Raw genomic sequence first — 25,796 nt, 5'->3', positions numbered from 1 at the left:
ATGCGTTTGTCTGAACTGAAGGGGGCCGGTCGTACGCCAGGCTTGCCATTGAGTATCGAGTTGGCTGACGCCGCAGGTCCGGCGCAGTTGCAATTGCTCAGCTTGCTGCGGGTTCTGCCGGGCCAGCGCTACGTTGGCGCCGCGGTTTGGCGTGGACGCCCAGTGCTGGCCAAGCTGCTGGTGGGCAGCAAGGCGGCAAAGCATTTTCAGCGTGAGCTGGATGGCGTGCGTCTGCTCGCTGCTCAAGGGTTGACCACCCCGTTGTTGCTGGTCGATGGCTTGAAGGACGGCGAGGGTGGCTGGCTGCTGTTCGACTTCCTCGAAGGCGCCGAAAGCCTCGGCGATGCGTGGAAACAGGTCGAAGCACTGCCGGCGCTGGCGGACGAGCAAACGGCAGTATTGGCCGAGGCACTGGCGGCCATCGGTCAATTGCACGGAAAGGGCCTGTGGCAGGAAGATCTGCACCTGGACAACCTGCTGCGTCACGACGGCAAACTGTACTTGATTGATGGTGCAGGGGTCCGCGTCGAGCAGGCCGGTCAGCCGTTGTCCCGACAAAAAGTGCTGGAAAACCTCGGGGTGTTTTTCGCTCAGCTGCCCAAATCGCTTGAGCCGTTTACCGAAGAGTTGCTGGTGTATTACCTGCTGAGTAATGGCGAGCACGCCTTACCGCTGGAGGCTTTGCAGAAGCAGGTCAACAAAGTCCGCAGTTGGCGCTTGAAAGACTTCCTGATCAAGGTCGGCCGCGAGTGCACGCTGTTCAGCGTGCAGCGTGGGGCATTCGGATTGCGCGCGATTCGTCGTGAAGAAGAGGCGGCCATGTTGCCGGTGCTGACGCAGGCCGATGCATTGCTTGATCAGGGCTATCTGTACAAGACCGGTGGTGCGGCGAGTGTTGGCAAGGTCGAGGTGGCGGGGCGCACGCTGCTGGTCAAGCGCTACAACATCAAGGGCTTTGCCCATTGGCTCAAACGCTTCTGGCGCCCTAGCCGCGCCTGGCACTCGTGGCGCGAAGGCAATCGTCTGGCGTTCCTTGGCATCGCCACGCCCAAGCCGCTGGCCTTGTTGGAAAAGCGTTTTTTCTGGCTGCGCAGCCGGGCCTATCTGATCACCGAATACCTGTCGGGACCGGACATCATCGAACGCTTCGCGCCGTTCGTTGAAAGCGGTGAGGCTCCCGAAGCTGAATTGCAGGCGCTGGATCACTTGTTTGCCGAGCTGATTCGCGAGCGCATCAGTCATGGGGATTTCAAGGGGCATAATCTGTTTTGGGACACGGATCGCTGGTCGTTGATCGACCTGGATTCGATGTGTCAGCACGGCTCGCTGAGCAGCTTCGCTCCGGCGTATGCACGGGATCGGGCGCGGTTTATGCGTAACTGGCCGGAGAGCAGTGCCCTGCATCAAGTTATCGATCAGCGGTTGCCCAAGGATGTGTAGGAGCTGCCGCAGGCTGCGATCTTTTGATCCTGGCGGCCTGACAGCCGACCAATCTCCCGCAGGTGTACACAGTTCAACTGTGGGAGCTGGCTTGCCTGCGATGGCGGCCTGACAGCCGGCCCATCTCTTGCAGGTGTACATATCCATTTCTGCGGTCACGGCGACTTATGGTTCCGCTCTTACAGCGTGTCACTTTGGCAAACGCCCCAAAGTAACCAAAGGTCTCGCCCCAAGCGTACGGCCCCTCGCCTAGGCTCGGCGTTCCCTCACTCCGGTGTCCATCAGGGGGCATCGCCTCCGGTCGGCTTCGCTTCGACCTCCTCTCGATGTGTCCGGCTGCGCCGTACGGCGCTGCGCGCCAACCCCCTGATGAACACCTGCGCTCGGCCTTCCGAAGGGGCGGGTGGATCAAGATCAACGGCAACAGCACGGCGGCCTACCGGCCGGCCTGAGTGGTTGGGGCGTGTACGGCTTTAGATGCTGATCATTTGTAGATGTACACCGATCAAAAAAATGTGGGAGCGGGCTTGCTCGCGAAGGCGGACTGGCAGTCAGCTGAGATGTTGAATGTGATGAACTCTTCGCGAGCAAGCCCGCTCCCACAGTGCGGTGTTACCGCTATTCCGGCTGATCGAAATTATCCAGTGCCCGATTCACCAACAATTCTCCCAACGAGATCATCTGCTGAATCGCCAGCGCCACATGTCGGCGCGTGCCTTCGAGCTCGAACGCCAGGTCGCTGGCCAGCAGGGTTTCGTTATCCAGATCGGGGATGACCGCGAAGATGTTGGAGGGACGTTTGTCGGGCAGGTTGGCTTGGGCGAACGGTGGTTTCAGGTAGTAGTCCAGCGCGCTCGGCGGCGTCGTGGAGTTTTTTGGAGTCGTTGGAGGCGTAAGGGGAAGTGCTTGGGGTTTCAGGCGGATTTGTAGTGATTTTGTCCATGATGACGCTCCTAGTGAAGTTGCGTCTAGAGATGTCCGGATTCTCACGTCCGGTCGCTGAATTGGCAGCGACCACCAAAGACTAGTCATGGGGCTTCCCACCGACAACCTGAAAACCATGTCGGATGCTTCTCTGAAACCTACAGACTTTATAAACATCGTTCTTTTTGTTGTCGTCGCATGCCGTGTCCTTTTGATTATGAACTTTGTGCGTCAAACAACCTCTGGGTCATTCCCGCCCTCTTTACGCTATAATCCCGCCCTTTAGCTGTTTCTCGCCCTTTTGCGAGGACACATTATTTTCAGGCGCACGCCGCCTGCATGCAGACTAAAGAGGCTAGACCCCTGTGGCATTGACGATTCTTGGCCTGTCCGGCGCCCTTAGCCATGATCCTTCCGCAGCCTTGTACATCGACGGCAAGCTGGTCGCGGCCGCTGAAGAAGAGCGCTTCGTACGCGATAAACATGCAAAGAACCGCATGCCTTACGAATCGGCGAAGTTCTGTCTGGAACAGGCTGGCATCAAACCTTCCGACGTTGATGTGGTGGCGATCCCGTTCGCCCCGATCAGCCTGTTCGGCAAGGCCCGCTGGCACTACGCCAAGCGTTACTGGTACGCCCCGGACCGCGCGCTTGACGCGATCCTGATGGGCAACCGTCGCTACAAACGCTATCGCAACAAGATTGTCTGGTGCCTCGAGCAACTGGGCTTCGATCCGAAGAAAATCAAGATCGAGCCGGTCGAGCATCACCTGGCTCACGCCTCCAGCGCTTACCACTGCTCCGGTTTCAAAGAGAAAACCGCGATCCTCGGGATCGACGGCAAGGGCGAGTACGCCACGACTTTCTTCGGTTATGGCGAGAACGGCAAGATCCACAAGATCAAGGAATTCTTCGACCCGGATTCCCTCGGTGGCCTGTACGGCGCGATCACCGAGTTCCTCGGCTTCGAAATGCTTGACGGTGAGTTCAAGGTCATGGGCATGGCGCCGTACGGCGACGCCAGCAAATACGATTTCTCCCGACTGGCCTCGTTCGAAAACGGCGAGCTGGTGATCAACACCGACTACGCCAACGTCATCGGCCTGCGTCGCTACAAAGAGAAGGGCAAGGGCTTCTACTTCTCGCCGAAGCTGATCGAGTGGCTGGGGCCCAAGCGCGAAGGCGATATCGCTGACGAGCCATATATTCACTACGCCGCGAGCATGCAAGCGCTGTTCGAGAAACTGGCGCTGCAGATGATCGACTACTACCTGGGCGATGTGCTCAAGGAAACCGGCAAGCTGGCTTTCGCCGGCGGCTGTGCGTTGAACGTCAAACTGAACCAGAAAATCATCGCTCGCGACGACATCAAAGAGTTGTTCGTGCAGCCGGCGTCCGGCGATGCCGGCACCGCGGTGGGTGCGGCAGCCTACGTGTCCCACGCCCGTGGTGTACCGGTCGAGAAGATGGAACACGTCTACCTCGGCCCGTCGTACAGCAACGAAGATGTGATCGCTGCCTGCGCCCGTCACCCGAGCGCGCCCAAGTGGCGCAAGCTCGACGACATGCCGGAGAAGATCGCCAAGATCATGGTCGACGGCAATCCGGTGGCCTGGTTCCAGGGGCGCATGGAGTTCGGTCCGCGTGCGTTGGGCGGTCGTTCGATCATCGGTTGCCCAAGCGCCACCGGCGTGGCTGACCGGATCAACCACCAGATCAAGTTCCGCGAGCGCTGGAGGCCTTTCTGCCCGTCGATGCTCGACACCGTGGCGCCGCAGATGATCAAGATCGATCACCCGGCACCGTTCATGACCTTCACTTTCGAAGTGGCTGAAGAGTGGAAAACCCGCGTGCCGGAAGTCGTCCATGAAGACGGTACTTCCCGTGCCCAGGTGCTCAAGCGCGAATACAATCCGCGCTACTACGACATGATGAAAGCGCTGGAAGTGCTGACCGGCAACGGTGTGTCGCTGAACACCTCGCTGAATCGCCGTGGTGAGCCAATGATCTGCTCACCGACCGACGCCCTGAACATGTTCTTCGGTTCCGATCTGCAGTATCTGATCATGGAAGATATTCTGGTGGTCAAAGACGGCGCGGACGCTTATGACACGCTCGGCTGAACGCCATGTGCTGCAGTTCTGTCACGGCTATGACGGGCCGTTCCTGGACTGCGTCCGACAGTACGCCAGCCTGTTTGCAGGGTCTGGTTATCGAGTGACCACGGTGTTTCTCACCGGGGTCGCCGATGCTGACGTTGCAGCAGGTTGTGCGTCTGATGAAGTGCTGTTCATGGAATACAGCTCCAAGGCCATTCGTGGACTGAAGCTTTCGGCGATTGCCGATCTGCGCAAAATCGCCCAGTCGCGCAATTTCAGTTTCTGTATCGCCCACCGTTTCAAACCGATCTACATCGCCTTGCTCGGTACGGCGTTGCCGGTGATCGGGGTGCATCACGCCTTTGGTGATTACCAGCGGCGGACGCGCAAGCTGTTCGCGCATATTTTTCGCAAGCGCCTGAGCCTGCTCGGGGTTTCCGATGCGGTCCGCGACGACATGCGCCGTTGCTTGCCGAAGTGGCCGGCGGCGCGGATTCAAACCCTCTACAACCGCATCGATGTCGACGCATTGCAGGCCTCTCAGGTGTCCTTCGATGAGGCGCGCGATGCCTTGGGGCTGTCGCCGGATGCGTGGGTGATCGGCAACGTCGGTCGCCTGCACCCGGACAAGGACCAGGCCACCTTGCTTCGCGGCTTTGCCCAGGCCTTGCCGCGTTTGCCGGTCGACAGTCAACTGGCGATTCTTGGCTCCGGCCGTCTGGAGCAGAAGCTCAAGGATCTGGCTCGCGAACTCGGTATCGGTGACCGCGTGCTGTTTCTCGGTCAGGTACCGGAGGCGCGTCGTTACTTCCGGGCCTTCGATGTGTTTGCCCTGAGTTCCGACCACGAACCGTTCGGCATGGTACTGCTCGAAGCCATGGCCGCTGGTGTGCCGTTGCTGGCCACCGCGTGCGGCGGGGCGAAGGAAGTGGTCGAAGGTGTCGGTATTTTGTTCCCTCTGGGAGATGTCGAACACCTGGCGCAGGGCCTGCAACACCTGGCCGTGATGAATCAGCACGAGCACCAGGTCTGCGCCGAAATGATGCTTGATCGCCTGCGCGAGCGCTTCTCGGATCGCGCAGTGCGCGAGGCGTTCTGGCGTCTGCCGCACGTCCTTGAACTGACGGCGAGGGCCTGATGCTCAACCGATTTCAAGGCTGGCGCGAGCGTGGCTGGTCCGTTGTCGACGCGTCGACGTATAGCGATGCCTGGCAGCGTTTTGGCGGTAGCGTCGCAACTCATCCACTGGTGGTCGAACGTCTGGCGCAGTTGGCCGATATCCCGGTGCGTTACCTGGCCTGGGAGCAGGGTGGCGAACTGAAAGCCGCGATCCCGACCTGGGGCCGCGACCTGGCATTGTCCAAGGACGTGCTCAAGCGTAACGGCAAGAAGGGTCTGTTCGATCTCGGCAACGCTGAATTCATCCTGCCGGCTGCGGCCGACTCGCAGGCGCTGCTGCGTCACCGCGGGCGTTACCTGTCGGCGCTGAATGAAGGCCGTTTTACCGGCCTCAAGCTGCAAGCCGAACAACTGGCCATGGCCCGCACACCTGAAGAACTGTCGAAAAAGTTTCGCTACAACCAGCGCCGTGAACTGCGCTTGCTGGAAGAGGCCGGTGGCGTAATACGGCCGGTCAGCGACTTTTCCAGTCAGGAGCTGGCAGCGATTTATTGCGATCTGTTTCAGCGCCGCTGGGGTTTTCCGGCGACCGGTGCGGCACGCATGAGCGAGGTGCTCGAACTGCTGCGCGAGTTGCTGATCGGCTCGGTGATCTTCCTCAACGACGCACCGATTGCGATTCAGTTGGTCTACCGCGTTGAAGCGCCGGAGTGGATCAGCGTCGAGTACATCAACGGTGGAGTTGACCCCGAGACTCGCGAGTTCAGCCCCGGCAGCGTATTGAGCTTCCTCAATACCCAAAGCGCCTGGGAGCAGGCGCGAGCGATCGACAAGCCGCTGCGCTTTTCCTTCGGGCGTGCCGATCGCGAATACAAGGACCGTTGGTGCAACCCCGTGCCGGTGTTCACGGTATGAGCCAGACCATCAGCCGCAAGCAGCAATTGCTCAAGCGTCATCGGCGCAACAAGCGCATCGGTCTGTTGATCGCACTGTTGCTGTTGATCGCCGTCGGTGTGCTGGTGGCCTGGTGGCTGCCGCTGGTACTGGCGGTCCTGGCCTGGATCGCCCACGAGGCGTGGTTTGCTGACCACCTGTTTTACTCGCCCAAGGATGATTACCAGTACAGCTTCCCGCCGTACACCCAGCAGCCCAAGGTTCGCCTGGACGGTGGACGTCTGTTGCTGGACGACGGTGTGATCCTGACCGACGACACCACATTGGTGCTGGCGCTACGGATAAAGAGTACCTGGCTGGGGCGTTTTATTGATCCGCTGGTCGAGTTGTCGGGTGGCGATGATCCGGACCGACAAACCTTCGAACGTGGTGTAAACGGCCTGCGTTACCTCAACCTCAGTGGCCAGGCAGACGTTCTGTCGCAGGGCCATTTGCGTTTGCGCGGGCACTTCTGCCGATTGCTCGGCGAGCCAGTGCTCTGGTCGTTCGAACAAGCGGATTACCGGCGTCAGCGAGTGATGGTGATTGCGCCTCATGCCGACGATGCCGAGCTGGCTGCTTTCGGTTTGTACAGCCAGGCCGACGAGGCCTGGATTGTCACGTTGACCGCCGGTGAAATCGAAGCCGAGCACTATCAACAGATGGGGCTGAGCGCGGTCGAAGCTTCGCGGATCAAGGGCCGCTTGCGCGCCTGGGACAGTATTGCCGTGCCGCGCTGGGCCGGCGTGCCTGAGGCGCAATGCGTGCAGCTGGGGTATTTTTGCCTGCAGCTGGCCGCCATGCAGGCTGCGCCGGATCAGCCAATGGCCTCCCGGGAAGCGGACTTGAGCGATACCCGGCTGTTCCGCCAATTGAACCCGTTCTCCCTGCCCGGCGACAGCGACGGCGCACCGACCTGGAATAATCTGCTGGCCGATTTGCGTGAGTTGCTGCTCAAGGCTCGTCCTGAAGTGATCGTCCTGCCACACCCTGCGCTGGACCCGCATCCTGATCACATCTGCGCACAGCAAGCCGTGCTTGAAGCCTTGCAGGGCCTTGAGTGGCAGCCGACGACACTGCTCGGCTACGCCAACCACCTGCATGACAATGATCGCTGGCCGATGGGCGACTCAGGGGCCGGGATTGCATTGCCGCCAGTGTTCGATTCGGCGCACGTGCTGCAGCCATATTGCCTGGCATTGTCGATTGAGCAGCAGCGTGACAAGGCCATGGCGCTGGGGATGATGCATGACCTGCAACCGCGAATGCCGTTCAAGCGTCGATTGCGTCGCTCGATACAATGGCTCCTGGCTGGCAGAGCGCTGTCGCCTCTTGGAGAGAACGAGTTTTTCCGCAAGGCTGTCAGGCGTCATGAGCTGTTCTGGTTTTTGAAGCATAAATAAAGCCTCACGGGTATACATTGCCTCGTGTTCTCTTCTCTGTAGTGAGCTCTCAGTGAATAATCCGTCGCCCCGCATTCTTTTCGTTATTCCTTATTTCGGTCGCTGGCCGTTCTGGATGCAGTTCTTTCTCGAAAGCTGCCGGCGCAATGCGGATATCGACTGGTTATTGTTCAGTGACTGCGGTAGTCCGCAGAACCTGCCAGACAACGTAAAGATCGAGAGCATCAGCTTCAGCGAATACTGCCAACTGGTATCGCGACGCTTGAATATCGATTTCTCGCCTGATGCGGCTTACAAGCTCTGTGATATCAAACCAGCGCTCGGCCATATCCATGCTGATCGCCTGGAGGGTTACGATTTCTGGGCTTTCAGTGATATCGATCTGTTGTACGGTGACCTGCGTCGCTATTTCACTGCTGAGCGATTGGCCGGCTTTGACCTGTTTTCGACCCATGAGCGACGCGTCGCCGGGCACCTGTGCCTGATGCGCAATACGGCTCGCCAGCGCGAGTGTTTCATGCGGATCGAGAACTGGAAAACGCGTTTTACCGATCAGCAGCACCACGCGTTGGATGAAGGGGCGTTCAGCCGGATATTCCTCTGGCGCAAGAATTTCCCCAAACCGTTATTCAATTTGCTTGGCAAGTTCAATTCTTGGCGGCGGCGCAGCGAATTCACCGAAGCGTTCAGTACCCCTGGCGGCGTTATCAAGTGGCACGATGGCACTGTTGATTTCCCCCTGCGTTGGTACTGGCGCGATGGTTGTTTGACTAATGATCGGGACGGTGACCGTTCGTTTCCGTATTTCCACTTCCTGTGCTGGAAACGTAATGAGTGGTCACGGTTGTCAGAGCCTGATCCTGAATACGTAAAAGTCCTGGCTGCCGAGTCGGCCTGGGTCATTGACGCAACAGGTTTCATCGGGGAGGTGCCATGAATCAGCGTTCCAAGGTCTTGCAGCTGCAGCCGGACTACAACGTAAAAGCGCACGATTTTGCCGACCTCGCGGAGCAGATCGTCAAAGCCCTGCCGGTAGAACGGTATGAAATAACAGCGGCGTTCTTGCGCGGCCGGCCGGGGCCGGGTGAGGCTGTGAGCCGTGCCGATCGCTCGGTCTATTTCGAGTTCTCCGACAAGTCCCTCAAGGGGATGCGCCTGCGAGTCATGTGGCGGCTGTATCAGTTTTGCCGAAAAGAAAAGTTCGATGTGGTCATCTGCAACCGCTTCAAGCCGGTGAACATGCTGTTGCAACTCAATCGCTGGCTGAAAATACCGTTGTGTATCGGTATCTCTCATGGCTTCGGTGAGTACGATCGTTTTTACCGGCGGCGTCAGACCCAGAACCTCATCGATGGCCACTGGCGTTTTGTCGGCGTGTCGCCAGCGGTCAAACAGTACTTGCTGGAGTGTGATTGCGGCTTCACTGACAGCAATACCTATGCCATTACCAATGCCATTGATATCGAGCAGGCTGAAGGTTTGCAGCACTCTCGCGAGCGTTCGCGCGAATTGTTGGGGCTTGATCCATCGGTACGCTTGATTGGCGCACTTGGGCGTCTGGTACCCGTTAAAGGCCATACCTATTTATTGCAGGCTTTTGCTGCGCTCAAAGACAAATACCCGAAAGCGCAGCTGGCGATCATCGGTGCCGGTCGCGAAGAAGCACGTTTGACCAGTGAAATTGAGCGATTGGGTCTGAGCGGCCGTGCGCATCTCTTGGGGTTCAAGGAAAACGCCCTGCAGTATGTTCGTGCGTTCGATATCTGGACCATGCCCTCGTTGGCCGAAGGCTTGGGCCTGGCATTACTCGAAGGCATGAGCGGCCATTTGCCGGTGATTGCCTCGAATGTGCCAGCCATGCTTCCGCTTGTTCAGGGCGCGGGCGGTCTTGCCGTCGAGCCGGCGAATGTCCCGTCTCTTGTCGGGGCGTTGGATACCTATCTGGGACTTTCGGATGAGGACCTCAAAACCAAAGGTGAGCGGGCCTACCGTTATCTGCAGGAGCAGCACGATATCGACGTGTTCCGTCAGGAGTATCTGCAATTGATCGATTCAGGGCTGAGTCAGGCGCGCAAGGGGGAGGTATGAAAGACGATCAACCCGTGGTGACGGTGATCATCGCTTCTTATAACCACGGCCCGTACATAGAGCAGAGTATTCTCAGCGTCCTGAATCAGACCTATTCGAATATCGAATTGCTGGTCATTGATGATGGCTCCAAGGATGACAGCGTCGAGCGAATCCAGCGGCTGCAAGAACAACACTCGTTCGATTTCCGGGTTCAGCAGAATCAAGGGCTGACCAATACACTCAATGGTGCGATTGCTCGGGCCAAAGGCAGCTTGATTGTCCCGTTCGGTTCTGACGACATCATGTTGCCGGAGCGGATAGCGATTCAGGTCGCTTACATGGACGGTAAACCCGAGGTCGGAATTTGCGCTGGCAACATCGAACTGATCGACGCCGATGGCAACCTCTTTCCCGAGAAACGTCAGCGCCGTGATGTTCCGTTCCGACGCCTGGACTTCGATGACATGTTCCTCGAGCGCAAACCTTATCCGCCGGCCCCGACGCTGATGATTCGGCGTGAGGCGCTGGACAAGGTGGGTGGCTTCGACCCGACTATTCGTCTGGAGGATCTGTTGATCGAGTTGAAGGTGACTCACGCGGGTTACTTCATCGATGGTCTGAGTGTACTGATGGCGCGTTATCGCAAGCACGCGACCAACTCGTACAAGAATCATCGCTTCATGATCGACAACATTCTGCGGTCCTACGCGCTGTTCAGCGATCATCCGTCGTATGACGAGGTGCGTTACAAGTTCCTCAACTCGATGTTCCTCAAAACCTCCAATCGCGATCGGGCGCTGGCGCGTGAATTGCTGACGCAGATCCCTTTCAAGGCCTGGACTGCAAAGACCTGGCGCGGATTGGCGCGGTTGTATTTTTCCCCGCTGGAAAAGAACTGAGGGGGCGATGCAATGGGCTGGATTCAACGTTTTCTGGAAAAGCGCGCCAAGCGCGCCATTCGCAAGCTGCCGAAGATCGAGCGCTGTGTATTGAGGTCGGCATGACCCCGGAAGTTTCCGGCAACAGCTGGGCTGACAAGGCTCATGCCCTGGACCGCTATCGCTGGCGGCGGTTGCGCGAGCGTCATTCCTGGCTGGGCAGCCTTCTGCGCTTTGGTCGGGACGCTTGCGCAGACTGGTGGTTCGGTTGGAGGGCGCAGGCGCGCCTGGCAACCGAGGTCGTGGCCGAGCCCTGCGATTTCCTGTTGTTGCAGTCGGCATCCAAAGTCATTCCCTTGCAGCGCAAGAAGCTGCTGATTGCAGCGCTGCGCGCCAGCGGTCACTCACTGGTGGAAACCGCGCTGCAGGTGCCAGCGACCATTCTCGCCCAGCGTCTGCTCAAGCATCCGCAGCAGCCGGTGCCGCTGCGCTATTTTGGCTATGCCGCGCATGCTGAGTGGCTGGTGGCTCACCACCAGCCGAAGATTCTGCTCAACGACCGTAACGGTAGTCTGTATGTGCCTTTCCTGCGCCTGGCGCTGAACCGGCATCATCTCCTGTTGGTGCACCTGGCGCACGCGACCACGGTCGAGTCTTCGAGTCGTCTGGGCATGAACGACTACGACTATTACTTCATGTTCGGCCGCAGTTCGCTGGAAGCCCTGCAGTCACGGCCGCTGCGCTTCGGTAGTTCGAATGCGGTGCTGTCCGGTTCGCACATGATTGACGTTGCCTACGACTTGCCGCCACCGGATCCCGAGCGACAGGTGCTGCTGGTGCTGGGCGTCGGTCCGGACAAAGAGAAGGAGCGTGGTTACCAGCGAACCTACGCCCTGTTGCGCGACTGGGCGGTGCAGCACCCGGAGTACCAGGTGCTGATCAAGGCGCATCCGCGTAGCCAGGTATTGTTTTGGCACGGAGCGGCCGCGGCACTGCCCAACGTGCAGGTTCTGGACCGCGGAATCGGTCTGTCCGCAGCGCTGGGACTGGCTTCGATCGTGGTAAGCATCATGTCTAACGCGGTTATCGAGGCGGCTCTGGCGCGGCGCCCGGTCATTTATGTCAATGTCGGTGAACATCACGACATTTTTTCTCAGGAGCGCTTCCTGGGCGAGCGTGTTACCACGACTGCAGAGCTGGCCGAGCGGGTCGTCTGGACTCAGAGCAACTATCAGCAGTGCCTGGAGCGAGCCCGGCATTTCGCCGAGTTTCACCTGGAGCACGGGATAGAAGGGCTGGATACCACGATCGGGTTGTTGGTCGGTCTGTTGCAGGCAGAGCCTGTGCCCTCTCAGGTGCTTGACGGCACCGTTCAGTAGGGGCCCCGAGTCAGGCCATGCACATAAATAATCACGGTTGCGGTGAACGGAAAATGATTTGGCCCTTTGCACATGCCTGCGTCATCAATCTCGACAGTAGGAAGGATCGCTGGGCCCGCATACAGGCACACTTGCACGGCCTGGGATTGAAGGCCGAGCGTTTCAGCGCAGTGTCGATGCATCGGCTGGACGATGACCCGCCTTCGCCGCAACTGCGCGAGTTTTTGCTGCGCGTCGATGGCGACAGCGACAGGTTCGAACACAAGTTGCGCGCCACTTGGGCGTGCATGCGCAGCCATCTTGCGGTGATTGCCATGGCCAAGGCTCGCGGCTGGCCGCAGGTGCTGGTCCTGGAGGACGATTGCGAGTTTGAGTCCTATGCGCCTGCGGTCCTGCGTCGGGTGCCGGCGCAATTGTCGTCGCGGGATTGGACCCTGGTGTATCTGGGGGGCACGGTGAAGAAGGGCGGGCAGGCGCGCAAGGTTTCAGCCAGCCTGGTGGCGGTCAACCGGGTGCGCCTGGCTCATGCCTACGTGGTCAGGGCAGAGCTCTATGATCGGATCCTGCAGGAGGCCCCAGTCAGTGGGCTGCCGCTCGACTGGTATTACTCGGAAAGTCTCCTGCCCACGACCCGCGCGTTCCTTGTGCGCCCCCTGCTGGCCCGGCAAAGCCTGATGGTCATGAGTGATATCGAGCAGGTGGTACGCAAGCCCAAGCTCAAGACCCGACAACTCCTGGGCCGGATGGCTGCGCGTCTTCGCTATGGCCTGTTCGGATAGTGTGCCGGCAGTAGCCAGGAGGCACCACCGGTTCTATCCGCTCGCCAAGCCAAGGGAATGCACTTGCTTGTGCACGCATTTGACTGCGTTGTCCGGTGCCAGGATGGCGTAGCCCTGAAGCAGATCGGTAAAATGCGCGTCGAACAGCCAGCGCCGGTCTTCCATGTAACGCTGCATATGGCACAGGTTGCGTCGACGTAGCTCCAGACTCAGGGGCGAGGGCAGGAGGCGCAAGTCGGCCAGATCAATCAGGCCGAACTCGCCGTCGTCCAGCAAAAGAACGTTGCCAAGGTGCAATGAGCGGAAATAGACCCCGCGTTCGTGCAGTTCTGCCAGAAAGCGCCCAAAACGTTGCACCAGTGCCTGGCGCATGGCCACGCTGGGCATGGCTTGCAGCACCTGGCGCAGGGTTCGGCCTGACAGGGGCTGGTAGCGCACGGCGCTACTGCCATTGGGCATGCGGTACAGCTCAAGGATTGGCGGGGTGCTCAGGCCTGCACGGGCCAGGCGTTGGCTGTTTTCGGCGAAGCGCTCGGAATAGGGGTAGAAGCTGCCATAGGTATACCAACTGCGGGCACGGAACAGCTTCAGGAAACTGCCATCCTCGAGTTTGAGGACTTTGGGCCCAAGGCCGTCCTCTTCGACCACCGATGCGTTGGCTGTCATGCGTTGAGCGTCGTCGACAGCGAGACTGCGAATCGAAAGTCTCGACAGACGATTCGTGCGCCGGGCAATGCTCAGCCCGGCCATCAGTGCCAGCGGAATCCACAGCAGAAACCAATGTTCCCTGGGGGTGTACAGGATGTCGCCACCCTCCGCCAGACTGGCCCCTATACCGAATACCATCAAGGTCGACGCCAGGATGAACAGCGGTTGCGAGCGTTGGCGCCAGCAGTTGAAGAGCCCTAGAAGCTGCATGGCCAGCCAGGGCAGGAACCCGATAATGCCGACATAGAAGAGTACGCCCAGGGTAAAGCTATGGGGTTCGCTGAAGGCGTACCCAACCCCCGGATCGATGCTCAGCGTCGCGTCATAGCCATGACCAGTCCAGGGCGCATCAGCAATCAGATGCAGCGCCTGTTTCCAGATTTCGAAGCGGTAGGAGTCGCCGCGTGCCAGGAGCATGTCCGGTAAAGCGGCCAGCACGCTTGCAGCAATGACGCCCATGATGGCCAGCAGCAACAATGAACGACGGTTCCAGCAAATGAATGCCAGCCAGAGGCCTGCCATGGCGATGGCAACCAGAGGTGTTCTGGAGCTGGTTGCCAGGGCGGCCGCGAACATGACCAGAAAGGCTGGGACAATGCCGAACAGCAGCTTCGGATTGCGCACGGTCATGCCCAGAAAAAACCAATAGGTGCAGAAAAAGCCGAACAGGTGGGAGCTGAGCAGAGGGTTGTCAAAGGCGCCCCCGCCGATCATCCGATCGCCCGGCGTATAGTGCGACAGAAAAATATAAAGATTGACCACGCTGGCAGCCAACGCAATCAGGGCCGCGACCAGCAGGACAGGCTTGAAGCTTTCGGCGCGGTAGCGCAGCAGGAGGCTGGCGCCAGCAAAGAGCATGAAAATATACAGCGGTGGTTTTGCCAGGCTAAAGAGGCTGGCTGGCGTAGGGCTCCAGTTCAGCGACAGCAGCGCCCAGCCGGAATAAAGCAGGAATACCTGAACCAGCGGCTCTCGCAGGACGATCTTCAGTTCGCCGGGGCGTATGCACAGGGCGATCAGGGCGGGGGTGCTCACGAGGCCGTAAAACAGCTTTTGATGGACACCGCGCGAAGGCAGGAAAAACAGCCCGCAAAGCAAAAGAAAAAAACCGAGCGGCAGCACCCACAGACAGACGAAATCGAAAACCCGGGTCGCGTTGTTGTTGATCCTGCTGAATGGCATGCTGATCTGTATTCCGATTAAGGGTCAATAATACTAGCGTATCTGTTTACCCTGGTCCTGCGGAATATTGCCATCGGGCCACCGGTTCGAACGATCCCGGCTGAGACCGGAAGAAGCTGTGATAAAGTCAGCATCCTTTTTTTGAAAACTTCGCGTGATATGACCGACTCCAGTCTCTCCGCAAGCCCTTCGAGCTTGAAAATCTACTTCCGACTCCTCGGTTATGTGCGGCCTTACATCGGCCTGTTCGCGCTGAGTATTGTCGGCTTCCTGGTTTTCGCGTCGACTCAACCGATGCTTGGCTACGTGCTCAAGTATTTCGTCGATGGCCTGTCCAATCCCGAGGCCGCGCTGTTCCCCTCGATACCCTATCTGCGCGATCTGCAATTGATGCAGGCGGTCCCCTTGCTGATCATTTTGATCGCCGCGTGGCAGGGCGCCGGTTCATTTCTGGGCAACTTCTTCCTGGCCAAGGTCTCGCTGGGCCTGGTTCATGATTTGCGAGTTCAGCTGTTCAACAACTTGCTGGTGCTGCCGAATCGTTACTTCGATCAGCACAACTCCGGGCACCTGATTTCACGTATCACATTCAACGTGACCATGGTCACGGGGGCGGCGACAGATGCGATCAAGGTCGTGTTCCGGGAGGGCATGACGGTTGTCTTCCTGTTTATCTCCCTGTTGATCATGAACTGGCGCCTGACGCTGGTGATGGTCGCCATCCTGCCGCTGATTGCGTTCATGGTGAGTCGCGCCAGCTCCAAGTTCCGCAAGCAGAGCAAGAAGATCCAGGTGGCGATGGGCGACGTGACCCATGTGGCCTCCGAGACCATCCAGGGTTATCGCGTGGTCCGCAGTTTCGGCGGTGAAATCTACGAGCGCGACCGTTTCAAGCGCGCGAGCCAGACCAACACCGACAAGCAACTGCGCATGACCCGCACCAGCGCCGTCTACACGCCAATGCTGCAGTTGGTGATCTACACCGCCATGGCGGTGCTGATGTTCCTGGTGTTGGCCCTGCGCGGCGATGCGTCGGCGGGGGACATGGTGGCGTACATCACCCTTGCCGGCTTGCTACCTAAGCCGATCCGGCAGCTTTCGGAAGTCAGTTCGACGATCCAGAAGGGCGTTGCCGGTGCCGAGAGCATTTTCGAACAATTGGATGTGGAGCCGGAAGTCGACAAAGGCAGTATCGAGCGTGACTCCGTCACGGGGCGACTCGAGGTGCGTCACCTCAGCTTCACCTACCCGGGTACCGACCGTCAGGTGCTCGATGACATCAGCTTTTCTGTCGAGCCCGGGCAAATGGTTGCCCTGGTGGGTCGTTCAGGGAGTGGCAAGTCGACCCTGGCCAATCTGATTCCGCGTTTCTACCACCACGATAAGGGCGAGATTCTTCTCGATGGGACTGAAGTCGAGGAGTACAAACTGCTGAACCTGCGTCGGCACATCGCTCAAGTGACGCAACATGTCACCTTGTTCAGTGACACGGTGACCAACAACATTGCCTATGGAGACCTCGCTGGCGCTCCCCGTGAAGATGTCGAGAAAGCAGCGAAGGATGCCTATGCCATGGACTTCATTGCGCAGTTGCCTCAAGGCCTGGACACCCAGGTTGGCGAGAATGGTGTGCTGTTGTCCGGCGGCCAGCGTCAACGCCTTGCGATTGCCCGGGCGCTGTTGAAAAACGCCCCGCTGTTGATTCTCGACGAAGCGACGTCGGCCCTTGATACCGAATCCGAGCGGCATATTCAGGCCGCCCTGGATCAGGTAATGAAGGGCCGTACGACGCTGGTGATAGCCCACCGTTTGTCGACCATCGAGAAGGCCGATCTGATCCTGGTCATGGATCAGGGCCAGATTGTCGAGCGCGGTACCCATTCCGAACTCCTGGCGAAGAATGGCTATTACGCTCGATTGAATGCAATGGGCCTCGATACGCCCGCACCGCAAGGTATCGTCTGATACCCACATCAGGGTGAGCCATGCTCACCCTGAAACCGCCTCGGCGTGCAACGCGCTCAGAGTGTTTGTGTCCAGGTCTTTACATACTTGACTATGTCTAAATAAATTTCCGTATTTCGCCTGCTACGGTTCGAGCATGAATCATTGGCTTCGGGGTGGCTATCCGCCTCGCGTGGGTACCGGAATGTTGCAGCGCTTTTTATGGAAGTTGTTACCCAAACAGCAACGGGCGTTCCTGCTGGGGCGTTTGTCGGTCAGGGATCGGCAAGTCGTGAACAAGGCGATGTCGGCCAATGTGCGCTTCCCTCAGGCTTTCCAGCAGCGCTCCTGCGTGTTCATTCACATCCCCAAGTGTGCCGGGAGCAGCGTTTGCTCCGCGCTATTCGACGGCTGGATGCCTGGACATTTGCCGCTGTACTGGTACGAACAGCAATTTCCCGAGCAGTTTTCCCGCAGCTTCAAATTCACCTTCGTTCGTGACCCTTTGGAGCGGGCCTACTCGGCCTACGCTTTCCTGCGTGGCAACGAACTGGGGGCGCGCGACCGACAGGCCCAGGCGCTGGTTCGTCATTACCGTGACTTCGATGACTTCATCGGCCGCTGGCTGCATCCAGAGAACGTCCAGAAACAGCTGCATTTCGCTCCCCAGACCGACTTCCTGGTTGACTCCATGGGGTATATGGCTATGGATTTCGTGGGGTATCAGGAACACCTGGAGCGTGACTTTCAACTGCTTTGCGAGCATTTAGGGGGGGGCTCGTCATTACCCCATCTGAATGGCTCTCAGCATCGCCATTCGGCACCCGCCCGTGACTTTTGCTCGGTACGCACTCGCCGGTTGGTGCGACGGGTCTACCAACGTGACTATGAGATGCTCGGCTATGAGTAAATTGTCGTTTATCTGCGAACAACCTCCACAGATCCGCCCCTACGCATTGTCGCTGTCGATAACTGCTCGGGCTGCGCTCAAGAATCAGCAGCCGTGCTGTGTCTGGCTGACAGGGCTGTCCGGCGCAGGGAAGTCGACCTTGGCCAATGCGCTGGAGGTGCAGCTCAATGAGCAGGGGCGTCACACTTTTGTGCTCGATGGTGACAACCTGCGTAACGGTTTGTGTAATGACCTGGGCATGGGGGCTGCGGCGCGCAAGGAAAACATCCGACGTATTGCCGAGGTGGCCCGGTTGATGGTCGACGCGGGGCTGATTGTGATTGTCTCGGCAATCTCGCCGTTTCAGGCCGATCGAGCCTCGGCCAGAGCCTTGTTTCGTGCGGACGAGTTTCTTGAGGTGTATGTCAGCACGCCGTTCGATATCTGTGCCCGGCGCGATCCCAAGGGTTTGTATCAAGCTGCGCTGCTGGGTCGAATCAAGGACTTCACCGGTCTCGACAGCCCTTACGAAGCGCCGCAGCAGGCTGACTGTGAAATCAATACCGACGAGGTCGAACTGGCCGATGCGGTGCAGCATGTTCTGGCTGTGTTGCTTAAAAAATGAACAATATAGAGGCGTGATATACACCCGGTGAAGCTGTCGGACTAGCCAGCGTCCACCCTGTGCTAATATCCCGCCCCTGTTCATTTTGTATGTGGGTTGCTCCATGAAGTTGTCCATGCCGCGATTCGATCAAGCCCCTGTCTTGGTGGTCGGCGATGTCATGCTCGACCGTTACTGGCATGGTGGTACCTCACGGATTTCTCCTGAGGCACCGGTGCCGGTGGTCAAGGTCGAGCAAATCGAAGACCGCCCGGGCGGTGCTGCCAACGTTGCCTTGAACATTGCCGCGCTCGGCGCGCCGGCGTCCCTGGTCGGTGTGACCGGTGATGACGAGGCCGCCGACAGCCTGACCAATAGCCTTAAAGGCGCCGGTGTGCGTGCGTTGTTTCAACGCATCGCGCATCAGCCGACCATCGTCAAACTGCGGGTCATGAGTCGTCACCAGCAATTGCTGCGTATCGACTTCGAAGAACCGTTTGCCACAGACGCGCTGGCGCTCGGTGCTGAAGTCGACGGTCTGCTCGACGGCATCAAGGTGCTGGTGTTGTCTGACTACGGCAAAGGTGCGTTGAAGAATCACCAGGTGCTGATCCAGGCCGCACGTGCCCGTGGCATTCCGGTGCTGGCGGATCCCAAAGGCAAGGATTTCTCGATTTACCGCGGTGCCAGCCTGATCACCCCGAACCTCAGCGAGTTTGAAACCATCGTTGGCGGTTGCGCCGATGAGCACGACCTGGTGAGCAAGGGCGCGCAGTTGATGCACGACCTTGATCTTGGCGCCTTGCTGGTAACCCGTGGTGAGCACGGCATGACCTTGCTGCGTCCTGATCATCCGGCGCTGCACTTGCCCGCACGGGCCCGTGAAGTGTTCGACGTGACCGGTGCTGGTGACACGGTAATCTCTACACTGGCGGCGGCGATCGCTGCTGGCGAAGAACTGCCGCACGCGGTGGCCTTGGCCAACCTGGCCGCCGGCATCGTGGTCGGCAAGCTGGGTACGGCGGCGATCAGCGCTCCCGAGCTGCGTCGCGCGATTCAGCGTGAAGAAGGTTCCGAACGGGGTGTTCTGGGACTGGAACAACTGCTGCTGGCAGTCGACGACGCGCGTGCGCACAAAGAAAAAATCGTCTTCACCAACGGCTGCTTCGACATCCTCCATGCGGGCCACGTGACCTACCTCGAGCAGGCACGGGCGCAGGGCGATCGTTTGATTGTTGCAGTCAATGACGATGCATCGGTGAGCCGCTTGAAAGGTCCTGGACGGCCGATCAACAGCGTTGACCGGCGCATGGCGGTGCTGGCAGGTCTGGGCGCGGTGGACTGGGTGATCAGCTTCGCTGAAGGCACTCCGGAAAACCTCCTGACACAGGTCAAGCCGGACGTGTTGGTCAAGGGCGGCGATTACGGGATCGACCAAGTGGTCGGCGCCGACATCGTGAGCGCTTATGGCGGAACAGTGAAAGTACTGGGGCTGGTGGAAAACAGCTCGACCACCGCCATCGTTGAGAAGATCCGCAAGACCTGAGTAAGTCGCTACGCCCAAGATCAAAAGATCGCAGCCTGCGGCAGCTCCTACAGAGGTAATGGGTAGGAGCTGCCGCAGGCTGCGATCTTTTGCGTTTAGCTGCGGGCCTTGGCCGGGACCATCTTGCGCAGTATCTGTTTGGCCTTTCCGGTCAATCGACTGAAACCCGATGCCTTGCCCGGTTGGCTCAAACCCTGCTGCCTGAGCCAGTCCTTCCAGCGAATCCGCTCGTCACGCACCAGCCAGCCTTCCTGCTGGGCAAAACTTTCTGCCAGATACAGTCCGCGCGTGCTTGCCGGGTAGAGCTGATCTTTTTTCAGGGTGTAGAGCTCGGGCAACGGCTGGCCATCCTCAAGCGGCATCAGGTACAGGTCGGGGCGCTTGCGATCCAGTCGCGCGACGAGCTGATCACCTTCAAGACGTTCATCGACATGGAACAGGCTCAGGGATTTGGCTTCCTTGGGCACGTCCAGGCGCAAATCGTAGATCAACTGCAACGAAGCCGTGGGCAAATGCACGTAAGCCCGTGGGCGCTCGATCAGCTGCATAGTGGCGCAACGCACCGGACGTGCAGCGCCAGACAGCGGTGTCAGGCGAAACGGCAGGGCTTCGCGATAATGCAGTGCAGTGGCGTAGGGCGCGGGCAGCCAGGTGTCATTGAAGCGTCCGCCGAGCCAGCCTTCAGGGGTTTCCAGCAGGCATTCTTCGGCGATTTCCTGAATCGCCGTGTGCAACGGCAGGTTCAGTTCATGGGCCGGGACATAACCCGAGATCAGTTTGAGCACCACGTCGCCACGGTCCTGACGGCGCTGGCGGACCAGCACCCAGTAATCGCGATTTTGCCAGTGCAGGGTCAGGCGTACCGAGACACCGAGGTTGGCCAGTTCCAGCGAGAAGTGCTCTGGATTGGCCACCGTGACCGGGCGCCGACGTTGCAGGGTCTGGGAGAAATTCAGCGGCCTGCCGACACTCTGATAACTCAGGCCTTCGGGAGTCGCTTCGACGTATAACGGCAGGGTCTTGAAGTTGTTGGGGTTCTTTCTTATGAGCGTTCGCGGCATGTCGGCTCCTTCTTGCGTCGGGGTCGGCCGCTGTGGCGGCTGTTCAACGACTACCTAGGACTTGAGCAACGGTCGCCACGTTATGGGCGAGGTGCAGCGGATTAATGGTCCCGACAATAGCACTGGCGACACCGGGTTGCGCGAACAACAACTCGAAGCTGGCGCGTACCGGGTCCACACCGGGACTGAGGCAGACGTGACCACTGGCCAGAGCCTTCTTCACCAGGATCGCTTTGCCGTGCGCAGCAGCGTAGTCGATGACCGGCCGCTCGGCCTGCTCGTTGAGATTGTAGGTGACCATGGCGCAATCGCCTTGTTCCAGAGCCTTTAAACCGCCAGCAACGGTTTTGCCGGAAAACCCGAAGCCGCGAATCTTGCCTTCGCGCTTGAGCTCGGCGAGGGTCTGGTAGACCTCGCACTCGTTGAGGATCGCCAGATCGTTGCCATCCGAATGCACCAGCACCAGATCGATAAAGTCGGTTTCCAGACGTTGCAGGCTACGTTCGACGGAAAAACGCGTGTGTGCAGCGCTGAAGTCGTGGTGCGACAGGCCATCGGCGAATTCTTCACCGACCTTGCTGACAATCACCCAATCCTGACGCTGCCCGCGCAGCAATGGGCCGAGGCGTTCTTCGCTGCGGCCATAGGCAGGCGCGGTGTCGATCAGGTTGATGCCCAGGTCGCGGGTCAGCTTGAGCAGCCTGCGCGCTTCGTCATCGTCCGGGATCTGAAAACCGTTGGGGTACTTCACCCCTTGGTCGCGGCCGAGTTTCACCGTGCCCAGGCCCAGCGGCGAAACCACCAGGCCTGTGCTGCCCAGCGGGCGATGCAGGTCGTGCAGGGTGGCTTGGCTCATGGCAGCAGTTGCTCCCAGGCAGGCACGCCCATCGGTGGTTTTGGCAGCGTCGGCAACGGGGCCGGGTGGCTTGGCTGGATACCGTCGCGTTGCAGCGATGCAAGCACTCGGTCAGAGAAGTCCGGTGCCAGCGCCAGTTTGGTCGGCCAGCCCACCAGCAGACGGTCCTGCTCGGCGAGGAAGGCGTTGTCCGGGCGGCTCAGGCCCGATTGCAGTGGCTCGGCGCGCTCGACCCGCAAGGTCGCCCATTGCGCCTGACTGAGGTCGACCCACGGCAACAGGTTGCCGAGCTCTTTCTGTGCGGCGGCGATTTGCGCGGCGGGTTCGCGAGCCACGCCTTCGGTTTCGGCGATATCACCACCCAGGTACCAGACCCATTGACCATCGGCGGCCGGGTGGGTGGTGACCGTGATGCGCGGCTTTGGCCCGCCGCCCAGGCAGTGAGCGTACAGCGGTTTGAGGCTCGGGCCTTTGACCATGATCATGTGCAGCGGTCGACTTTGCATGGCCGGCTGGCTCAGGCCAAGGGTGCTGAGCAAGTCGGCATTGCCGGCGCCGGCGCTGAGGACGATGCGCTGTGCACGGATTTCGCGTTCGTCGACCCGCAGGCCGACCAGCTCGCCGTTTTCCAGTAGTGGCTCAATCTTCTGACCGGCCAGCAGGCCATCGCCGGCCAGCTCGGCCAGGCGTGCGATCAGGCTTGGCACGTCGACCACCAGCTCAGCCAGGCGATAAACCTTGCCCTTGAAGCGTTTGTCTTGCAGGGCGGGTGGCAGTTGCTCGCCCTTGACCTGATCGACCCGGCCACGCACCGCTTTGCTGGCGAAGAAACTGGTGAGGTTGCCGGCGAGGGTGCCGGGGGACCACAGATAGTGGGCTTCGGAGAGCAGGCGCACACCGGACAGGTCCAGCTCACCGTCGCCGGCCAACGCTTCACGCCAGCGTCGCGGCATGTCGGCAATGGCTTCCGAGGCTCCGGTCAACGCACCGTGCAGCGCATACTTGGCGCCGCCGTGGATGATCCCCTGGGACTTCACACTCTGCCCGCCACCGAGGCTGGCACTTTCCACCAGCACGGTCGAAAACCCCTGGCGGCGCAGGCGTGCGTTCAGCCAGAGGCCGGCGACACCAGCGCCGACAATCAGCACGTCGGTGGAAATAACGGATGGCATGCAGCGACCTCTAGAGTTCAAGAGTAGAGGCGCAGTATACAGATTCATGGGGCGCAGCCGTGGCGCGAAAAAGATCGCAGCCTTCGGCAGCTCCTACAGAAGCAGACCGTATCCACCTGTAGGAGCTGCCGAAGGCTGCGATCTTTTCTTTTTAATGTCCTGCGGTTTTCGAGAACAGCTGGATGACCGCCACGCCCAATACGATCAACCCCATGCCGAGCATGGCCGGGATGTCGAGTTTCTGGCCGTAGATAAACAATGCGGCGATGCTGACCATCACGATGCCCATGCCGGCCCACACGGCGTAGGTGACGCCGACCGGGATGGTGCGCACCACCAGGGTGAGCATCCAGAAGGCGATGCCGTAGCCGACAGTGATCAACAGCAGCGGGATCGGCGTGCTCAGGCCCTTGACCGCTTTCATCGATACGGTGGCGATCACCTCGGCGCAGATGGCGATAGCCAGGTAGTAGTAAGCGTTCATGGGGCGTTCCTCGTGTTTTGGACCTACTTGATAAAGTCGGCATTCTAGAGACTTTGGAGATGGGGTAAAGTCATTACCTATCTGATTTGAAGATGGGTTTAGCCATGAGTGTGCAATGGAGTCTGGAGCAGATGCGTTTGTTCGTCAGTGTTGCCGAGCAGCGTTCGTTTTCGGCTGTCGCGCGGGACCAACGTAAGGCACAGTCGGCGGTCAGTAGTTCAATTGCGCTGCTTGAAGCCGACCTTGGCGTGAACCTGTTTGATCGTAGCAGCGGTCGCCAGCCGCGCTTGACCGAAGCCGGCAGCGCGTTACTTGAAGAAGCGCGGGAAGTTTTACGTCAGTGCGAGCGTCTCAACGGCCGAGCGCTGGCGTTGGTGCGTGGGCAGGAAGCGCGGCTGCGTCTGGCGCAAGATGAGGCCATGCCTTATCAGCCGGTGCTCGACAGCCTTGAAGCATTGGCTGAGCAATTTCCCAGCCTGGAAGTGCAACTGGCCAGCGCCGCTCAGGGCGATGTGGCGCGCAAACTGCTGGAGCGCCAGGCCGATCTGGGCTTGCTGTTTTATCACGAGCAGATCCCCGAAGCCCTGGAGCGTCGGGTGCTGGGCAGTGTCGAGATGGTCACGGTGTGCGGAGTAGGGCATCCGCTGGCGGTAGAAGGGCAGGTCAATTGCCAGCAGATGGCGCAACATCGACAACTGCTGATGGCCACGCATTCCAGCGTCTACCCCGGCAGCGAGCAAGCCAGCCCGCAAGTCTGGCGCGCCGACAGTTTCTACGTTCTTGCCGAGTGGCTGATGCGTGGCCTGGGTTGGGGCTGGTTGCCGCGACATGTGGTGCAGTACCCGGCGTATCACGGGCAGATGGTCGAACTGGTCAGCGAGTGGACCCCGCCTGCCTTGGTGGTGGAACTGGTCTGGCGCCGTGATGAGCCATTGGGGCCGGCGGCGCGTTGGTTGGCGGAGCGTTTTGCCGTGCACTTGCAGGCGATCGGCTAAAAAAGCCGATAAACTCCGCCGCCATGAATAGAACTCTCTATACCGTGCTGTTTTACCTGGGGCTGCCACTGGTAGCGATTCGGCTGTGGTTGCGCTCGCGCAAGGCGCCAGCGTACGCCAGGCGTATTGGCGAGCGCTTCTCCATCGGCTTGCCGGTGATGAAGCCCGGCGGCATCTGGGTACACGCGGTGTCGGTCGGCGAGAGCATCGCTGCGGCGCCGATGATTCGCGCCTTGCTCGAACGTTATCCACAGCTGCCGATCACCGTGACCTGCATGACCCCGACCGGCTCCGAGCGGATTCACGCGATGTTCGCCCATGAGCCGCGCATCCAGCACTGCTACCTGCCTTACGATCTGCCGTGTGCGGCGGCGCGGTTTCTCGACAGGGTTCAGCCGAAACTGGCGGTGATCATGGAGACCGAGTTGTGGCCCAACCACATTCATCAGTGCGCCAAACGGGGGATTCCGGTGGCGCTGGCCAATGCTCGGCTCTCGGAGCGCTCGGCCAAAGGCTACGGCCGTTTCGGCAAACTGACGCAGCCGATGCTCGCCGAGATGAGCCTGTTCGCGGTGCAGACCGAAGCCGAGGCCGAGCGCTTTCGGCAATTGGGCGCGCGTGCGGAAACGGTTGAAGTGACCGGCTCGATCAAGTTCGACTTGCGCATCGACCCGCAGCTGCTGCAGCGTGCCGCTGAGTTGCGTCAGCAATGGCAGGCGGTCGAGCGTCCGGTGTGGATCGCCGCGAGCACCCATGAAGGTGAAGACGAAGTGGTGCTGGCGGCCCATCGGCAATTGCTCGCCAGCCACCCGGATGCGCTGCTGATTCTAGTGCCGCGTCACCCCGAACGCTTCAATCCGGTGTTTGAACTCTGCCAGCAGCAGGGTTTCAACACGATCCGCCGTTCGACCGGCGAAGCGGTCAGCACCAGCACTTCGGTGCTGCTCGGCGACACCATGGGTGAGTTGCTGTTTCTTTATGCCTTGGCCGACAGCGCGTTTGTCGGCGGCAGCCTGGTGCCGAATGGCGGGCATAACCTGCTGGAGCCGGCGGCGCTGGCCAAACCGGTGCTGAGCGGGCCGCACCTGTTCAACTTCCTTGAGATCGCCACGCTGATGCGCAGTGCCAAGGCGTTGCAGGAAGTGGATGACGCCCAAGGGCTGGCGCTGGCGGTGCAGCGACTGTTCGAGTTGCCACGCGATGCGCAACGGATGGCAGAGGCGGGGCTGAACGTGATGCGCGCCAATCAGGGCGCTTTGCAGCGTTTGCTGGATGGGTTGGGGCGGTTGATCAACCGTTAGATCGTGGTGTATGACATAAAAAGATCGCAG

21 protein-coding genes and 1 pseudogene are annotated in these 25,796 nt (G+C 59.7%); 16 read left to right on the top strand and 6 right to left on the bottom strand.

The window, feature by feature from the left end:
- On the top strand, window positions 1–1,440 hold the full coding sequence (locus AC1RPZ_RS22375) for a lipopolysaccharide kinase InaA family protein (RefSeq protein ID WP_493139478.1): 1,440 nt from the start codon (window positions 1–3) through the stop codon (window positions 1,438–1,440).
- Window positions 1,441–2,058: 618 nt separating this feature from the next.
- On the opposite strand, the pseudogene AC1RPZ_RS22370 reads toward AC1RPZ_RS22375, so the two are convergent.
- A pseudogene (locus tag AC1RPZ_RS22370) lies at window positions 2,059–2,383 on the bottom strand (DUF6124 family protein).
- A 346-nt stretch (window positions 2,384–2,729) separates the two neighbouring features.
- On the opposite strand from AC1RPZ_RS22370, the gene AC1RPZ_RS22365 reads away from it, so the two are divergent.
- The 9 genes from AC1RPZ_RS22365 (at window position 2,730) to AC1RPZ_RS22325 (ending at window position 13,024) form a co-directional block, all read left to right on the top strand.
- Window positions 2,730–4,487, top strand: coding sequence for a carbamoyltransferase family protein (locus AC1RPZ_RS22365; protein WP_103316341.1), 1,758 nt, complete (start codon window positions 2,730–2,732; stop codon window positions 4,485–4,487).
- Window positions 4,471–5,601 carry a glycosyltransferase gene (locus AC1RPZ_RS22360; RefSeq protein WP_493139476.1) on the top strand — a complete coding sequence of 377 codons (1,131 nt, stop codon included), beginning with the start codon at window positions 4,471–4,473 and terminating at the stop codon, window positions 5,599–5,601. The genes AC1RPZ_RS22365 and AC1RPZ_RS22360 overlap by 17 nt, the downstream gene beginning before the upstream one ends.
- Window positions 5,601–6,497: a GNAT family N-acetyltransferase gene (locus AC1RPZ_RS22355; RefSeq protein WP_493139475.1), complete on the top strand. Its 897-nt coding sequence runs from the start codon at window positions 5,601–5,603 to the stop codon at window positions 6,495–6,497. The genes AC1RPZ_RS22360 and AC1RPZ_RS22355 overlap by 1 nt, the downstream gene beginning before the upstream one ends.
- 8 nt (window positions 6,498–6,505) lie before the next feature.
- A complete protein-coding gene (locus AC1RPZ_RS22350) occupies window positions 6,506–7,918 on the top strand; it encodes a PIG-L deacetylase family protein (protein WP_493139508.1) in 1,413 nt (470 codons plus the stop codon).
- A 52-nt stretch (window positions 7,919–7,970) separates the two neighbouring features.
- Window positions 7,971–8,855 carry a DUF6625 family protein gene (locus AC1RPZ_RS22345; RefSeq protein WP_493139474.1) on the top strand — a complete coding sequence of 295 codons (885 nt, stop codon included), beginning with the start codon at window positions 7,971–7,973 and terminating at the stop codon, window positions 8,853–8,855.
- Complete coding sequence (locus tag AC1RPZ_RS22340) at window positions 8,852–10,006, top strand: glycosyltransferase (RefSeq protein ID WP_493139472.1); 1,155 nt, start codon at window positions 8,852–8,854, stop codon at window positions 10,004–10,006. Before AC1RPZ_RS22345 ends, AC1RPZ_RS22340 begins: the two co-directional genes overlap by 4 nt.
- Entirely contained in the window at window positions 10,003–10,887 is an 885-nt protein-coding gene (locus AC1RPZ_RS22335; RefSeq protein WP_493139471.1) for a glycosyltransferase, read from the top strand. Before AC1RPZ_RS22340 ends, AC1RPZ_RS22335 begins: the two co-directional genes overlap by 4 nt.
- Window positions 10,888–10,988: 101 nt before the next feature.
- Window positions 10,989–12,245, top strand: coding sequence for a glycosyltransferase family protein (locus AC1RPZ_RS22330; RefSeq protein ID WP_493139469.1), 1,257 nt, complete (start codon window positions 10,989–10,991; stop codon window positions 12,243–12,245).
- A gap of 53 nt (window positions 12,246–12,298) precedes the next feature.
- A complete protein-coding gene (locus AC1RPZ_RS22325) occupies window positions 12,299–13,024 on the top strand; it encodes a glycosyltransferase family 25 protein (RefSeq protein ID WP_493139467.1) in 726 nt (241 codons plus the stop codon).
- Window positions 13,025–13,057: 33 nt separating this feature from the next.
- On the opposite strand, the gene AC1RPZ_RS22320 is transcribed toward AC1RPZ_RS22325, so the two are convergent.
- A complete protein-coding gene (locus AC1RPZ_RS22320) occupies window positions 13,058–14,914 on the bottom strand; it encodes an O-antigen ligase family protein (protein ID WP_493139466.1) in 1,857 nt (618 codons plus the stop codon).
- Between the two features lie 159 nt (window positions 14,915–15,073).
- Here AC1RPZ_RS22320 and msbA point away from each other — a divergent pair, with 159 nt between their 5' ends.
- The 4 genes from msbA (at window position 15,074) to hldE (ending at window position 19,897) form a co-directional block, all read left to right on the top strand.
- On the top strand, window positions 15,074–16,879 hold the full coding sequence (msbA, locus tag AC1RPZ_RS22315) for a lipid A export permease/ATP-binding protein MsbA (RefSeq protein WP_493139507.1): 1,806 nt from the start codon (window positions 15,074–15,076) through the stop codon (window positions 16,877–16,879).
- 184 nt (window positions 16,880–17,063) lie between these two features.
- The gene (locus tag AC1RPZ_RS22310) at window positions 17,064–17,768 is read left to right on the top strand and encodes a sulfotransferase family 2 domain-containing protein (protein ID WP_493139505.1); all 705 of its coding nucleotides are present in this window, start codon (window positions 17,064–17,066) and stop codon (window positions 17,766–17,768) included.
- Complete coding sequence (gene cysC, locus AC1RPZ_RS22305) at window positions 17,761–18,372, top strand: adenylyl-sulfate kinase (RefSeq protein ID WP_493139465.1); 612 nt, start codon at window positions 17,761–17,763, stop codon at window positions 18,370–18,372. Before AC1RPZ_RS22310 ends, cysC begins: the two co-directional genes overlap by 8 nt.
- Window positions 18,373–18,475: 103 nt before the next feature.
- Window positions 18,476–19,897, top strand: a complete 1,422-nt coding sequence (hldE, locus tag AC1RPZ_RS22300; protein WP_493139464.1) for a bifunctional D-glycero-beta-D-manno-heptose-7-phosphate kinase/D-glycero-beta-D-manno-heptose 1-phosphate adenylyltransferase HldE — start codon at window positions 18,476–18,478, stop codon at window positions 19,895–19,897.
- Window positions 19,898–19,992: 95 nt separating this feature from the next.
- On the opposite strand, the gene AC1RPZ_RS22295 is transcribed toward hldE, so the two are convergent.
- From AC1RPZ_RS22295 to AC1RPZ_RS22280, 4 genes are all read right to left on the bottom strand, one after another.
- Complete coding sequence (locus AC1RPZ_RS22295) at window positions 19,993–20,958, bottom strand: metal ABC transporter ATPase (RefSeq protein WP_493139462.1); 966 nt, start codon at window positions 20,956–20,958, stop codon at window positions 19,993–19,995.
- Window positions 20,959–21,001: 43 nt separating this feature from the next.
- A complete protein-coding gene (locus AC1RPZ_RS22290; protein ID WP_493139460.1) occupies window positions 21,002–21,814 on the bottom strand; it encodes an aldo/keto reductase in 813 nt (270 codons plus the stop codon).
- Window positions 21,811–22,986 (bottom strand): NAD(P)/FAD-dependent oxidoreductase, encoded by a 1,176-nt coding sequence (locus AC1RPZ_RS22285; protein WP_493139458.1) that lies wholly within the window; start codon window positions 22,984–22,986, stop codon window positions 21,811–21,813. Before AC1RPZ_RS22285 ends, AC1RPZ_RS22290 begins: the two co-directional genes overlap by 4 nt.
- A 151-nt stretch (window positions 22,987–23,137) precedes the next feature.
- Window positions 23,138–23,470 carry a DMT family transporter gene (locus tag AC1RPZ_RS22280; protein WP_493139455.1) on the bottom strand — a complete coding sequence of 111 codons (333 nt, stop codon included), beginning with the start codon at window positions 23,468–23,470 and terminating at the stop codon, window positions 23,138–23,140.
- A 104-nt stretch (window positions 23,471–23,574) separates the two neighbouring features.
- Here AC1RPZ_RS22280 and AC1RPZ_RS22275 point away from each other — a divergent pair, with 104 nt between their 5' ends.
- Both AC1RPZ_RS22275 and waaA read left to right on the top strand, forming a co-directional pair.
- Window positions 23,575–24,465 (top strand): LysR family transcriptional regulator, encoded by an 891-nt coding sequence (locus AC1RPZ_RS22275; protein ID WP_493139454.1) that lies wholly within the window; start codon window positions 23,575–23,577, stop codon window positions 24,463–24,465.
- A gap of 23 nt (window positions 24,466–24,488) precedes the next feature.
- On the top strand, window positions 24,489–25,766 hold the full coding sequence (waaA, locus tag AC1RPZ_RS22270) for a lipid IV(A) 3-deoxy-D-manno-octulosonic acid transferase (RefSeq protein ID WP_493139452.1): 1,278 nt from the start codon (window positions 24,489–24,491) through the stop codon (window positions 25,764–25,766).
- The last annotated feature ends 30 nt before the right edge of the window (window positions 25,767–25,796 follow it).

The sequence above is a fragment of the Pseudomonas sp. GW822-FHT02D10 genome (assembly GCF_058802345.1).
The sequence above is the reverse complement of the archived record's forward strand: the minus strand, read 5'-3'. Positions and strand labels throughout refer to the sequence as shown.